Source organism: Streptomyces sp. ATLC9 (assembly GCF_057196705.1).
This window is the reverse complement of the sequence record NZ_JBXUOY010000151.1, coordinates 1-12,862: the sequence shown is the minus strand read 5'-3', so window position 1 is coordinate 12,862 and position 12,862 is coordinate 1. Positions and strand designations below refer to the sequence as shown.

Here is a 12,862-nt window from a genome sequence, read left to right as displayed (position 1 = left end):
GCGCGGGCGGCTTCGGCGGCGAGGCCGACACCCGCCGCGCCGCCACCGTCCTCGCCCAGCTCATCGGCCCGCACCGGGCCGCCCACGGACGCTTCCCGTCCGTGCCGGAGCTGCGCGAACTGCTCGACGGGGTGCCCGTCGCGCTCGCCGCGCTGCGCCAGGCGTGCGAGGCCGCCGGGGACGGCGCCGCCCTGCGTGAACTGGACGCCCGTGAGCGCCAGTCCGGGCGGCCCGGCGATCCGGGACCGCTGCTCGCGGACCGGATCGCGCTGCTGGACCGGCCCGCGTTCGCCGGGTTCTTCGGCACCGGCGGCGCCACCCGCGCCACCCGCCCCTTCGCCATGCGCGATCTGACGCATCCGCTGCGAGTGCGGATCGACCTGCCCGAGCGCGGTCACGCCGAGGCGTCCCGGCTGCTGGCCCGGCTGCTGCTCGTCCAGTTCACCGCCTGCGTCCGCGACCGCGACGAGCGGTCCCTGTTCGCCTGCCTGGTGCTCGACGACGCCGCGCACACCCTCACTCCCGCCTCCGTACGCGCCGTCCAGCGGCTGCGGACCTCCAACGCGGGGGTGGTGCTGGCGCTGCGCAGCCTGGACGAGGTGCCCGAGCCGCTGCGGGCGGCGGCGGTGGGGGCGGTCGGCTGCCGGGTGGTGCTGTCGGGGGTGAGCACCTGGGACGGCGAGGTGTTCGCGCAGGCATGGGGCCGTGAGTGGGTGAGGACCGAGGACGTCACCCACAACCCCGACTTCTCCGGCGGCGCGCTCCGGCGTGCGCTGCGCGGGATCCGGACCCTGTTCACGGGGGTGCGGGCGACCACCCGCTCGGTCACCGTGCGCACGGTCCAGCGCGAGCGCTGGTCCGCCTCCGACCTCGCGCACAAGGTGCCGCCGGGCCACGCGGTGGTGTCGCTGACCACCTCCCGGGGGGAGGCGAGCCCGCCGGTCCTCACCCGTCTCGGGGAGTAGCCGGGGCGCGCGTGCCGCCGGGACGGGGCAGGCGCGCGAGAAGGACGCGAGGAGGCGTACGACGGCGCGTACGGCTGTACGGTCAGTAGCAGTGCGGCCTTATCCTTGCTATCGCACGGACGGAACCCGCCGCCCTCCCCTCCTGCCCGCCGGGCAGCCGGCCGGCGGTCGACCGCTGGAAAGGGTCCAGGTCAGCCATGCCGATCACCCTCGCCTCGCTGGTCCAGCACTCCTCCCTCAAGCTCGCCGTCCTCGCGGGCGAGGGGCGGCTGGGCGCCCCGGTGCGCTGGGCGCACGTCAGCGAGCTGGCCGACCCGGTGCCGTATCTGGAGGGCGGGGAGCTGCTGCTGGTCACGGCGATGAAGCTCGATGTCGAGGATCCGGAGGCGATGCGGCGCTACGTCGCCCGGCTGGACGCCGCCGGTGTGGTCGGGCTGGGCTTCGCGGCCGGGGTCGCCTACGACACGGTGCCCCCGGCGCTGCTGGGCGCCGCCCGCGAGGCCGGCTTCCCGCTGCTGGAGGTGCCCCGGCGCACCCCGTTCCTGGCCATCGTCAAGGCGGTCTCGGCGGCGGGCGCCGCCGAGCAGTACCGCGCGGTCCGGGCCGGGTTCGAGGCCCAGCGGGAGATGACCCGTGCCGTGCTCTCCGCGCGCGGCACGTCCGGTCTGCTGGCGAAGCTGGCGGCCCACGTGGACGGCTGGGCCGCGCTCTACGACGTCTCCGGCGCGCTGGTCGCCGCCGCCCCGTCCTGGGCCTCCCGCCGCGCCGCGGAGCTGACCGACGAGGTGCGGCGGCTGCGGGACCGCTCCGCCACCGCGAGCGCCGTGGTGAGCGGGACCGGCGGCCGGTCGGGCGACCGGGTGGAGCTGCAGTCGATCGGCTCGGGGCGCCGGGTCAGGGCCGTGCTCGCGGTCGGCACCGGCGTCCCGCCGGGCACCGCCGAGCGCTACGCCGTCAACTCCGCCGTGGCCCTGCTGACCCTGACCACCGAGCGGTCCCGTGCCCTGCTGGAGGCCGAGCAGCGGCTGGGCGCTGCGGTGCTGCGGATGCTGCTGGCGGGGGAGGCCGACCACGCCCGGGCGGTCGCCGGTTCGCTCTACGGCACGCTGCTGGACGAGCCGCTGCGGGTGGTCGTGGCCGAGGGCACGTCGGTGCGGCGCAGGGCTGCGGACGCCCGGGATCCGGGCGCGGACGGTGCCAGGGGCGTGATCGAGCCCGGGGCCCCGGGGGAGGCGGGCGATGAGGGCGCCCTGCCCGCGGGGGTGGAGGCGCTCGCCGAGAGGACGGAGTCGGCCGCCGCCCGGGCGGGGGAGTCCGTCCTGCTGGTCCGGCACGACCGGCGGCTGGTGGGGCTGGTGGCGGACGGCGGCACCGCCGCGGCGGCCTGCGCGGAGTTCGCCGGCCGGACCGAGACGGCGGGCGTGGGCGGCACGGCGGTCGCCGGCACGGAACACGGTGTGGTCGTCGGTGTGTCGGCGCCCGCCGGGCTCGCCTCCGTGGCCGCGGCGTTCAAACAGGCCGGGCAGGCGCTGTCCGTCGCCCGCCGCCGCGGCCGGGCCCTGGTCGAGCACGAGGACGTGGCCTCCGGCTCGGTGCTCCCGCTGCTGGCCGACGACGCGGTGCGCGCCTTCGCCGACGGGATGCTGCGCGCGCTGTACGAGCACGACGCGCACGGCCGCGGCGACCTGGTCGCCTCGCTGCACGCCTGGCTCTCCCGGCACGGGCAGTGGGACGCGGCCGCCGCCGACCTCGGCGTCCACCGGCACACCCTCCGCTACCGGATGCGGCGGGTCGAGGAGATCCTCGGCCGGTCACTGGACGATCCGGACGTGCGGATGGAGCTGTGGCTGGCGCTCAAGGCGACGGCGACCGTGCCCCCGGTCCGGAAGGACCAGGGGCGGCCCCGGAAGGGCTGAGACCCGGGGAGGGCCCGGCACCGTCAGGGCATCAGGGCGTCAGGAACAGTACTGCTGCTCCTTGCCGATCGAGCGGTACATGCAGTCGGCGTTCTCCATCAGCAGCAGGACGGCGTCCTCGTTGCGGCTGGTCTCCCGCTCGATCACCTCGTCGGGCGGGTAGAAGCCGTCCCGCCCGTTCGGCCCGGGGTACATCTCGAAGGTGTAGCTGAAGATGCCCTGGTCGGCCCACATCCAGTCGTTGATCGTGCCGTCGGTGATGTACAGGTCGCTGGACTGCTGGGGGGTGTAGCCGTTGGTGGCGGCCATCGCCCTGCCGACGGTGGCGAAGGCGTTGCGGTCGTCCTGGGTGAGCCCCGGGGCGGTGTCGTTGTAGGTGTAGCCGTAGGGCCACAGCACCAGTTCGCTGTAGGTGTGGAAGTCGATGTGCGCCTTGATCTGCTGCTCTCCGCCCACGACGCGGCTGCGGACGAAGTCGGCGACCACCCGCACCTCCGGCGCGGACCCGGCGTACGGGCCTCGGTAGGTGGAGCTCCAGGTGCTGGAGGAGGAGCCGCCGCAGCAGCCCCAGTTGTAGTACCAGTTGCGGTTGAGGTCGGTGCCGACGTACCAGGAACCGGAGTTGGGCTGGCGGTTCTTGCGCCAGCTCCGGTAGCTGCCCGAGGCGATGTCGTACTCGCCGCCGTCGGGGTTGACGTCGGCGATCACCCACAGCTCCCGGGTGTTCACCATGCGGGTGATGCGGGAGTCGGTGCCGTACCGCTCGCCGAACTCGCGGATGACGTACAGCGCCATCTCCACGGTCAGGTGCTCGCGGGCGTGCAGGTGGTGGGTGAGCAGCACCTCCGGCTCGTTCTCGTCGGCGGAGACGTTGTCGCTGATCTTGACGGCGACGATGTCGCGGCCTTCGTAGGTCTTGCCGATGACCCGCTTGGCCATGATGTCCGGGTGGTCTCGCACGTACCCGTTGATGGCCGCCATGGTCTCGGCGTAGTTGTGGTAGCCGGAGTCGCTCGGCGGGTAGTCGAGGGTGCCGACCTCATCGCTCCCGGCGCTCCGCTGGGGGGGAGCGGGCAGGGTGGTGAGGCGGTGGCCGGCTTTCCGCAGCTTCTCGGCCTGCGCGGCGTCGGCGGTGACCACCACCGAGTGCTCGCGCACCGCGTCGATGGCCGTACCCGTGCGGGCGATGGCCGTGCGCTGTTCGACGCCGGTGATCCCGGCGATCTCGTACTGCCGCTCACCGGCGGGGGTGGCCCGCCGACCGTCGTCTCCGGGGGCGGCGGTGGCCTGCGCCCCGAGCGGAACGGCCAGTGCGAGGGAGAGGAGGAGGGCGGCGGTGAGGGTCCGCCGCCCGTGAGGACGTCTACGCATCGCGTCTCCTGGGGTGTCCAGTTCGACGGGTGGGGGTGGTGCGTTCCGTGCCGTGTCATGGTCGCGGCAAAGCGGCGGGCGGGCAACCGGGCCTTCTCCGACAAAGCGGCGCGCGGAACAACCCGAGTGATACGCGCCGGACAAGAGTCCCGCACGGCCCCGGCCCCTACGGTGGTGCCGGGGGCCGGCCGCGCAGCAGCCGGGCCCGATCACGACCTCCACCGCTCCACCACTTCGGAAGGGCCGGGATACGCAGTGACCACAGCGACTTCCCCACACGCGTTCTGGCTGGCCGGCCGCGAGGCGACCGGCGACGAGACCTTCGAGGTCACCTCGCCCTGGGACGGCCGGACCGTCGGCACCGTCAGCGTCCCCACCGAGGCCCAGGTCGAGCAGGCCGTGGCCGCCGCGGCCGAGGCGGCCGCCGAGTTCGCGGCCACTCCCGCACATGTGCGCGCCGCCGCCCTGGACCACGTCCACCGGCGGCTGGCCGAGCGCACCGAGGAGATCGCGAAGCTGATCTCCGCCGAGAACGGCAAGCCCGTGAAATGGGCCCGCGGCGAGGTCGGCCGCTGCGTGTCGGTCTTCCGCTGGGCCGCCGAGGAGGCCCGCCGCTTCAACGGCGGCACCGCGCAGCGGCTGGACACCGACGCGGGCGGGACCGGCCGCCTCGCCCTGACCCGGCGCTTCCCGCGCGGCCCGGTACTGGGCATCGCGCCGTTCAACTTCCCCCTCAACCTGTGCGCCCACAAGGTGGCCCCGGCCATCGCGGTCGGCACGCCGATCATCCTCAAGCCCGCCCCGGCCACCCCGCTGTCCGGGCTGCTCATCGGCGAGCTGCTGGCCGAGACGGACCTGCCGGCCGGTTCCTGGTCGGTGCTCCCCGTACCCAACGACCGCATGCCCTCCCTGGTGGCCGACGAGCGCCTGCCGGTCATCTCCTTCACCGGCTCCGGCCCGGTGGGCTGGGCCATCCTGGACACCGTGCCCCGCAAGCGCGTCACCCTGGAACTGGGCGGGAACGGCGCGGCCGTCGTACTGGCCGACTACTCCTCCGACGCCGACCTGGACCGGGCCGCGCGGCGCATCGCGACCTTCTCCAACTACCAGGGCGGGCAGTCCTGCATCTCCGTCCAGCGCGTCATCGCCGACGCCTCGGTCCACGACCGGCTGGCGCCCCGGGTGGTCGAGGCCGTCGAGGCGCTGGCCACCGGCGACCCGTCCGACGACGCCACCGACGTCGGCCCGCTGATCAGCGAGGACGCCGCGAAGCGGGTGGAGTCCTGGGTGGACGAGGCGGTCGCCGCCGGTGCGAAGCTGCTGACCGGCGGCAAACGCGACGGGGCCACCTACGCCCCCACCGTCCTCGCGGACGTGCCCGCCGACGCCGCGGTCTCCTGCGAGGAGGTCTTCGGGCCCGTGCTCACGCTGACCTCGGTCGACGGCGAGGAGGCCGCCTTCGCCGCGGTCAACGACTCCAGGTACGGCCTGCAGGCGGGGGTGTTCACCCACGACGTGCGGGCGGCCTTCCGCGCCCACCGCGCCCTGGAGGTCGGCGGCGTGGTCATCGGCGACGTGCCCTCCTACCGCGCCGACCAGATGCCCTACGGCGGCACCAAGGAGTCCGGCGTCGGACGCGAGGGCGTGCTGTTCGCCATGGAGGACTACACCTACGAGCGGGTGATGGTCCTCACCGGCCTGGACCTGTAGCCCCCGGCCCGTCCGGTCCCGTACCACCACCGCCGCGCGGGACCGGACGGGCCGCCGCGGTGCTCGCCGCCGCCGGGGCCCGCCGTCCACCGCGATGCCGCGGCACACGGGTGCACCGTGCCCCGGAAACGGTGCACGACGCGCACGACGGGTACGCGCACCGCGCAGCGCCCCCCCGGAAGCCCCCGGCGCCCCCCGGCGGCCCTCCGCAGTACCCGGCAGTGCGAGGTGAACCGTGATGACCGTCTCCGAACGCGAAGCACGACAGGTGGCCGAGGCCGCGAGGGAGCGGGACTGGCGCAAGCCGAGCTTCGCCAGGGAGCTCTTCCTCGGCCGCCTCCGCCTCGACCTGATCCACCCCCACCCCCGGCCCGCGGAGACGGACGCCCGGCGCGGCGAGGAGTTCCTCGCCAGGCTCCGGGCCTTCTGCGAGGCGGAGATCGACGGCCCGCGCATCGACCGCGAGGGCCTGGTCCCCGACGAGGTGGTCAAGGGGCTGAGGGAACTCGGCGCGCTCGGCATGAAGATCGACCCCGGGTACGGCGGCCTGGGCCTGAGCCAGCTCCACTACAACCGCGCCCTCGCCCTGGCCGGATCGGCCAGCCCCGCCGTCGGCGCGCTGCTGTCGGCGCACCAGTCGATCGGCGTGCCCCAGCCGCTGAGGATGTTCGGCACCGAGGAGCAGAGGAAGGCGTTCCTGCCGCGCTGCGCCCGCGGTGACATCTCGGCCTTCCTGCTCACCGAACCGGACGTCGGCTCCGACCCGGCGCGCCTGGCCACCACCGCCGTACCCGACGGCGACAGCTACATCCTGGACGGCGTGAAGCTGTGGACCACCAACGGCGTCGTCGCCGACCTGCTGGTGGTCATGGCCCGCGTACCGGCCTCGGAGGGCCACAAGGGCGGCATCACCGCCTTCGTCGTCGAGGCCGACTCCGAGGGCATCACCGTGGAGAACCGCAACGCCTTCATGGGCCTGCGCGGCATCGAGAACGGCGTCACCCGCTTCCACCGCGTCCGCGTCCCGGCCGCCAACCGGATCGGTCCCGAGGGCGCCGGACTGAAGATCGCGCTGACCACCCTCAACACCGGCCGCCTCTCCCTGCCCGCGATGTGCGCCGGAGCGGGCAAGTGGTGCCTGAGGATCGCCCGCGAGTGGTCCGCGGCCCGCGAGCAGTGGGGCAAGCCGATCGCCCGCCACGAGGCCGTCGGCTCCAAGATCTCCTTCATCGCCGCCACCACCTTCGCCCTGGAGGCCGTCCTCGACCTCGCCTCCCAGATGGCCGACGACGACCGCAACGACATCCGCATCGAGGCCGCCCTCGCCAAGCTCCACGGCTCGGAGATGGCCTACCGGATGGCCGACGAGCTGGTCCAGATCCGCGGCGGGCGCGGCTTCGAGACCGCCGACTCCCTCGCCGCCCGCGGCGAGCGCGGCGTACCGGCCGAGCAGATGCTGCGCGACCTGCGCATCAACCGCATCTTCGAGGGCTCCACCGAGATCATGCACCTGCTCATCGCCCGCGAGGCCGTCGACGCCCATCTGTCGGTCGCGGGCGATCTGGTCGACCCCGACAAGACCCTCACCGACAAGGGCCGCGCCGCCTTCCGCGCCGGCGGCTTCTACGCCCGCTGGCTGCCCAAACTGGTCGCCGGGCCCGGACAGCTGCCCGGCTCCTACCGGGAGTTCCACCCCGCCGGCCATCCCGACCTGGCCGCCCACCTGCGCTACGCCGAACGCGCCTCCCGCCGCCTGGCCCGCGCCACCTTCCTGGGCATGTCCCGCTGGCAGGCGAAACTGGAGGGCAAGCAGGGTTTCCTGGGGCGGATCGTGGACATCGGCGCCGAACTGTTCGCCATGAGCGCGGCCTGCGTGCGGGCGGAGATGCTGCGCGCCCGCGGCGAGAACGGCCGCGCCGCCTACCAGCTCGCCGACGCCTTCTGCCGCCAGGCCCGCCTCCGCGCCGAGGAGCTGTTCGGCCGGTTGTGGGACAACACCGACGACATCGACCGCAAGGTCGTGCGCGGCGTCCTGGGCGGCGCGTACACCTGGCTGGAGGAGGGCGTCGTCGACCCCTCCACCCCCGGGCCCTGGATCGCCGAGGCCGCCCCCGGCCCCTCCGCCCGCACGGACGTCCACCGCCCCATCCCCTGACCCTCGTACGCACTCCCGGAAGGCGACGGCGCCCTGAACCACCTGTGGTATCAATCTGTGCTTGGCGCACCGGTAGTCGAATTTTGCGTCAGGGTGTGTGAGGGGCCGATCACGCACCCTGGCGCCCCAGGTGTCCAAAGAATGGTGTGATTCTTATGCGTCGTCTCGCGGCGGTGGCAGCCATCCTCCTTGTCATCTGCCAGGCCCTGTTCGTCGCCTTCTTCGCCTTCGTTTTGTTGCCCGGATGGAACGATTCCCTTGGGCCGCTTGACAATCCCGTCGAAGAGACGAGGGCCGAGAACATGCGCCTTTACGCGCTCGGCGTGGCCTTCACGGTCATGAGCGCGTGGATGTGCTGGGTCCTCGCCCGGTCCATGCGCTCCGGACACTCCAATGGGCGGGCCCTCGCGGTCTGCGCGCTGCTGGAGGCGGGACTGCTGGCCTACGCCGTGTACAAGATGGAACCGATGTCCGCCTCGGGCACGGGCGTCACGCTCCTCCTCATCCTGCTGTGCCGCCCGCGCGGATCTGAGATGGGGGGCCGGGCCGAACCCGCGACGACCTCACCATGAGGGGCGGAGATCCGGAATTACCGCCCCTCACAGGTGGCTATCCCGGCACGCGGAGGCCCGCGGCGCGGGCCAGGACGCGGGCCGCGGTGCGGCCGGCTTCCAGGGGGCCCCCGGCGCGGGCCGGGACGCAGCGCTGCCGCTCGGGGTCGTACTCGGTCATCACCGCGCCCGCGTGGTCGGCTTCGGTCTCGGTGAGGGTGACCGGCCACCCCCGTCGGTCGAGGACGGGCACGAAGTCCCGCGAGTGGCGGACGTCCGCGATGTCATCTCCGCCGCGCTGTCGAAGGCCACCCGGGCGGACATCGAGGCCGCGCGGGTCCTGCGCACCATCGAGGGACTTACCGATATCGGTGATCCGGAACTGGTGGGAGACGCGCTCAAGGACGACAGTCCGCTGGGCATCGCGCTGCGTCTGTCGGGCGGACTCGACGGGCTTCACCGGATCAACGTCCCGCCGACGGTCCTCGCCGCGGTGGACCGGGCCGCGCTGGAGACGGGCATCGGCCGGAAGCTCCTGCTGGCCGTCCTGTGGCAGGAGCAGCAGTGGCATCAGAACCACAGCCCGAGCCTGCGCGGACCGGTCACCGAGTTCGGCCGGCTCTTCAACTGGAGCCTCGCCGTCGGGCCGAAACCGGACAAGTCGCTGGGGATCACCCACATCAAACTGGAAACGGCGCGGGAGGTTCTGGAGAGGAACCGCGAGGTCTTCAAACTGACCGACGGAAGATACATGAGTGAGCTGACTGACGCCGAACTCGCCGCTGAGATCGAGGCAAACCCCCAGTTGGACGTCCGGCTCAGCGCCTACCACCTGAAGGAACTCAAGGAGGATCCATACGGTTCCAGATCGGACAAGGACCTCTTCGTGCTCTATGCCGCCGACACTCCTGAGGTCCGGGAGCTGAACGAGATGTACGGCGATGAATCCGGCCGGCGCGGAGGTGATATCAAGACCCGGGGGGAGAACTGGGACAGGATCGAACCGCACCTGGAGGACGCCATGGCCTGGGAGGCTCTCGGGGACGAAGAGCGCGCTCAAGCCGTGGAGCAGTTGAAATCGCAGACCCCGGTGCCGCGGGACGTCTATATCGAGCCGATCTACAGCGACGGTGACCCGGTCGGCGGCGTTGGCGAGAAGGACCCCGATCTCGGTCCGCTCACTCCGTCCCCGAGCCCGGCTCCGCCCCCGATTCCCCCGGCGGGGGGCTGAGACATGCGAAGAACCGTGCCGACTCTGGTCTCATGCCTCCTGGTGATGGCTCTCACCGCTTGCTCATCATTCACGCGAAAGGATACGGAGCCGCTCACCCCCCTCCCTGAGAGCGTTCCGGTGAAACCGGTGTTCAAGACCGCGGACGAGGTGGTGGCGGCACTTGAGCGGAGCGGTGTCGAGTGTGTGGTCCTGCGGCGAAGGGGGGGTGGATCCGGTCTCGACTGCGCGGCTGAGATCAATGGTGTGAAGGTCGAGAACGAGGTACATGTGCTCGATACCGAGGAGTTCACCCGTGATGAGGTGGGTGACTCCGTTGCCAGTTGGCGGACACCCCCGCGTTTCCGCACCATCGTCGCCGCCGGCAACTGGTACATCAGCGTGCTGAAGCCCGCATACGCACCAGAGATCGCCGAGGCGCTTGACGCAGTCGTTCTTCCGCCGCTGCTCCCGCTGCCCGACATTCCGAAGAAGCCTCGCTACACGGATCTCGACTCGCTCGCGGACGCGCTGGACGCCTCCGTGGGGTGCGAGGGGCGTGAGAGGGAGAAGGACGCGGTGAACGCGATGACGTGCGTGACGGAGCGGTCGGAGGAACCCTGCGCCTACCTGGAACTGCACGGCACGTTCGCCGAGCGCGACGACGCGCTGCGCCTGGCCGTCAGCGTGCCGGAACTTTCCAGGTTCATCGTCACGGCGGGGAACTGGTCCGTCCAGTTCTGCGACAGGTCCCTGGGACGCGAGGCGGCCGACGATCTGGGAGGAGCCGTCGTCTCCTGAACCGGGTCCGCTGTCAGCGGGGTATCCGTCGCTCGCCGCGAACGCGTGCGGGTCCGGGACGGCGGACCCGCACGGAATCGCGTGGTGCCCAGGAGGGGTTTTCGGCTCTCTGCCCGCTCACACGCGGCCGAACGGCTCGGCGTAGGTGAAGGCGCGGCGCGGGGCGGGGTCTTCGGGGTCGTACGCGGCCAGGGTGCGGACCACATGGCCGACGACCTCGCCGCCGGGGCCCTCGGCCACCAGCGACAGCGCGGGCAACGGGATTACGCCCCGCCGGTGGGCGTTCGGCCCTCCGCGCGCACCCGCTCCAGGAAGGCCGTCCACGGCGCGGCGCCGAAGGCGAGCGCCGGCCCGGCGGGGTCCTTGGAGTCCCGCACGGCCGTCCACCCGCCGGGCAGAACTGCGGCCTCCACACAGTTGCCCTCGCCGCCGCTGTAGCTGGATCTGCGCCAGTCGCCCGGTATGTGGGCGCTGTTCGATTCCTTTGCCATCTGCTCCATCTCCTCTACCGGCCGGTCAGCAACTCGGCGATCGCTGCATGGGACTGGCGAGGGCTGAGTGCTGCCGCGCGTAGTGCGTCGAGGGCATCAGCGTATGTCTTCACCTCGTCGGGGCTGTCCAGGTAGACGGTCGTGATCAGGCCTTCTTCGCAGACCACCTGGCTCTCCTCCGGCAACGGGAAGGTGAAGATCACAAACGGTCCGTTGCCGCCGGGATGCTCTCCGGCGTCGATCGGAAGTACCTGAAGGGTGACGTTGGGCAGCTCAGCCAGGGAGAGCAGATGGCGGAGCTGCCGGTTCATCGTTTCCGGACCACCGACCCTGCTGCGCAGAGCAGCTTCCCCGATCACGGCCCAGAACTGAACGCCCCGTCCATCGGTCAACAAGTTCTGCCTGTTGGCGCGTACCTCGATCCTGCGCTCGACATCCTCCTCTGTCCGTACCGATGGATAGGCGCTGATCACTGCCCGGGCGTAGTCACGGGTCTGAAGGAGACCGGGCACGAGGAGCGGTTCGTAGCAGCTGATCTCGGCCGCTTCAGCTTCGAGTTCGATGAAGTCGGTGTACCCGGGGCGCAGTACGCCGGCATGGCGTTGCCACCAGCCCGACTCCTTCCCCTTGCGTGCCATCTCCAGGAAGGCGTCAACCCGGGCTGTGTCGGTGACGCCGTAGAGCGAGAGCAACGCACGCAGGTCGCGAGTTCGCACCCCTGAACGGCCCAGCTCCAGGCGGGAGATCGTCGCTTTGTGGCACTCCAGGTGACGTGCCGCGTCCTCCAGGGTGAGGTCTTTCGCCTCACGCAGCCTCCGCAGTGCTGATCCCAGCCGACGGCGTCGGACTGTGGGTGTGGGGTCGGCAGGCATGGGTTCTCCTTCGACAGCTTTGACGAGAGATCAGTTTGCCGAAGAAGTGGGCCGTGGGTGCGTGAATCGGCGAAGTTAAGTGTTCGTGTTGCACTTCGAATGGTTGCGATGTCATGGTGAACCGGACACGTTGGGTGTCCAAGTCGTAACGCCGGGCGTTCGCGGCCCGGTGACCGGATGTCAGGAGGGTCGAGTGATGCACGCAACGCCAAGCAAGAGGGATGCGCGGTACGACCGGGTGCGGGACCGGGTGACCGTCGCCGTCACCGTCCACGGGGACGACGGCGTGTCCGTCGAGACCGAGATGGTGCTGGAGCCCGGCCAGTTGGAGCTGCACTACGCGCAGCTCGGCCGGCTGATCGAGTGCCGCGACCGGTACGGGCGGACGGGGGAGTGGGTGTGAGCGCCGCGCCGCTGCCGAGGCGGGGCACATCCGACGAGGTGATCGAACTGCCCGCCGACACCCCCGGCGACCGCCTCAACGGCCGGGCCTGCGTCCACTGCGGCACTCGCGGCGCGCCGCTCGCCTACATCGGTTGGGCGCGGGTCGCCACCGGGCGGCCCGGCGGGCATCTGTCCTGCCCGGTCAGCGCCTGCGCCGACTGCCGGGCGCGACGGGCGCGGCAGTCTACGCGGTGACGCGCTACGCGCTCGCCGTGGCCGAGACCGCCCTGACGGCGCTCACCGTCCTGTCCGCCTCCGGCGCCGCCTGGCTGCTCGCCTCCGGGTGAGCGGCAACGGGCTTGAGCGAGAGGAGACTTGGGGGGGGGGGCTGCCACACCGGGTTGGCGCCCCCCACACGACGCCAAGGACGTGGGGG

Annotated in this window: 13 protein-coding genes and 1 pseudogene; 9 read left to right on the top strand and 5 right to left on the bottom strand. The window is 72.0% G+C overall.

Annotated elements, in window-relative coordinates; genetic code table 11:
* Positions 1-965: pseudogene (locus AC2CJA_RS16430) on the top strand (ATP-binding protein); the annotation flags it as partial.
* Positions 966-1,162: 197 nt separating this feature from the next.
* Positions 1,163-2,881, top strand: a complete 1,719-nt coding sequence (locus AC2CJA_RS16425) for a PucR family transcriptional regulator (protein ID WP_484603452.1) — start codon at positions 1,163-1,165, stop codon at positions 2,879-2,881.
* 39 nt (positions 2,882-2,920) lie between these two features.
* On the opposite strand, the gene AC2CJA_RS16420 is transcribed toward AC2CJA_RS16425, so the two are convergent.
* Positions 2,921-4,252 (bottom strand): M14 family metallopeptidase, encoded by a 1,332-nt coding sequence (locus AC2CJA_RS16420; protein WP_484603451.1) that lies wholly within the window; start codon positions 4,250-4,252, stop codon positions 2,921-2,923.
* Between the two features lie 255 nt (positions 4,253-4,507).
* On the opposite strand from AC2CJA_RS16420, the gene AC2CJA_RS16415 reads away from it, so the two are divergent.
* The 3 genes from AC2CJA_RS16415 to AC2CJA_RS16405 all read left to right on the top strand — a co-directional run bounded on the left by AC2CJA_RS16415 (position 4,508) and on the right by AC2CJA_RS16405 (position 8,689).
* Positions 4,508-5,962 (top strand): aldehyde dehydrogenase family protein, encoded by a 1,455-nt coding sequence (locus tag AC2CJA_RS16415; protein ID WP_484603450.1) that lies wholly within the window; start codon positions 4,508-4,510, stop codon positions 5,960-5,962.
* 238 nt (positions 5,963-6,200) lie between these two features.
* Complete coding sequence (locus AC2CJA_RS16410) at positions 6,201-8,117, top strand: acyl-CoA dehydrogenase family protein (protein WP_484603449.1); 1,917 nt, start codon at positions 6,201-6,203, stop codon at positions 8,115-8,117.
* A 155-nt stretch (positions 8,118-8,272) separates the two neighbouring features.
* Entirely contained in the window at positions 8,273-8,689 is a 417-nt protein-coding gene (locus tag AC2CJA_RS16405) for a hypothetical protein (RefSeq protein ID WP_484603448.1), read from the top strand.
* Positions 8,690-8,726: 37 nt separating this feature from the next.
* Here the strand turns inward: AC2CJA_RS16405 and AC2CJA_RS16400 are convergent, their stop codons facing one another.
* Complete coding sequence (locus AC2CJA_RS16400) at positions 8,727-8,921, bottom strand: hypothetical protein (RefSeq protein ID WP_484603447.1); 195 nt, start codon at positions 8,919-8,921, stop codon at positions 8,727-8,729.
* 12 nt (positions 8,922-8,933) lie between these two features.
* Between AC2CJA_RS16400 and AC2CJA_RS16395 the strand changes: the two genes are divergently transcribed.
* The gene (locus AC2CJA_RS16395) at positions 8,934-9,899 is read left to right on the top strand and encodes a hypothetical protein (protein WP_484603446.1); all 966 of its coding nucleotides are present in this window, start codon (positions 8,934-8,936) and stop codon (positions 9,897-9,899) included.
* A gap of 15 nt (positions 9,900-9,914) precedes the next feature.
* Complete coding sequence (locus AC2CJA_RS16390) at positions 9,915-10,679, top strand: hypothetical protein (protein ID WP_484603445.1); 765 nt, start codon at positions 9,915-9,917, stop codon at positions 10,677-10,679.
* Between the two features lie 117 nt (positions 10,680-10,796).
* On the opposite strand, the gene AC2CJA_RS16385 is transcribed toward AC2CJA_RS16390, so the two are convergent.
* Genes AC2CJA_RS16385 through AC2CJA_RS16375 form a run of 3 tightly spaced genes read right to left on the bottom strand, consistent with a single transcriptional unit; the run spans position 10,797 to position 12,042 of the window.
* The gene (locus AC2CJA_RS16385; RefSeq protein WP_241716419.1) at positions 10,797-10,937 is read right to left on the bottom strand and encodes a hypothetical protein; all 141 of its coding nucleotides are present in this window, start codon (positions 10,935-10,937) and stop codon (positions 10,797-10,799) included.
* 5 nt (positions 10,938-10,942) lie between these two features.
* Positions 10,943-11,170 (bottom strand): DUF397 domain-containing protein, encoded by a 228-nt coding sequence (locus AC2CJA_RS16380; RefSeq protein ID WP_484603444.1) that lies wholly within the window; start codon positions 11,168-11,170, stop codon positions 10,943-10,945.
* Positions 11,171-11,184: 14 nt separating this feature from the next.
* Complete coding sequence (locus AC2CJA_RS16375) at positions 11,185-12,042, bottom strand: helix-turn-helix domain-containing protein (protein WP_484603443.1); 858 nt, start codon at positions 12,040-12,042, stop codon at positions 11,185-11,187.
* Positions 12,043-12,238: 196 nt separating this feature from the next.
* Here AC2CJA_RS16375 and AC2CJA_RS16370 point away from each other — a divergent pair, with 196 nt between their 5' ends.
* Positions 12,239-12,445 carry a hypothetical protein gene (locus AC2CJA_RS16370; RefSeq protein WP_484603442.1) on the top strand — a complete coding sequence of 69 codons (207 nt, stop codon included), beginning with the start codon at positions 12,239-12,241 and terminating at the stop codon, positions 12,443-12,445.
* On the top strand, positions 12,442-12,681 hold the full coding sequence (locus tag AC2CJA_RS16365) for a hypothetical protein (protein WP_484603441.1): 240 nt from the start codon (positions 12,442-12,444) through the stop codon (positions 12,679-12,681). The genes AC2CJA_RS16370 and AC2CJA_RS16365 overlap by 4 nt, the downstream gene beginning before the upstream one ends.
* The last annotated feature ends 181 nt before the right edge of the window (positions 12,682-12,862 follow it).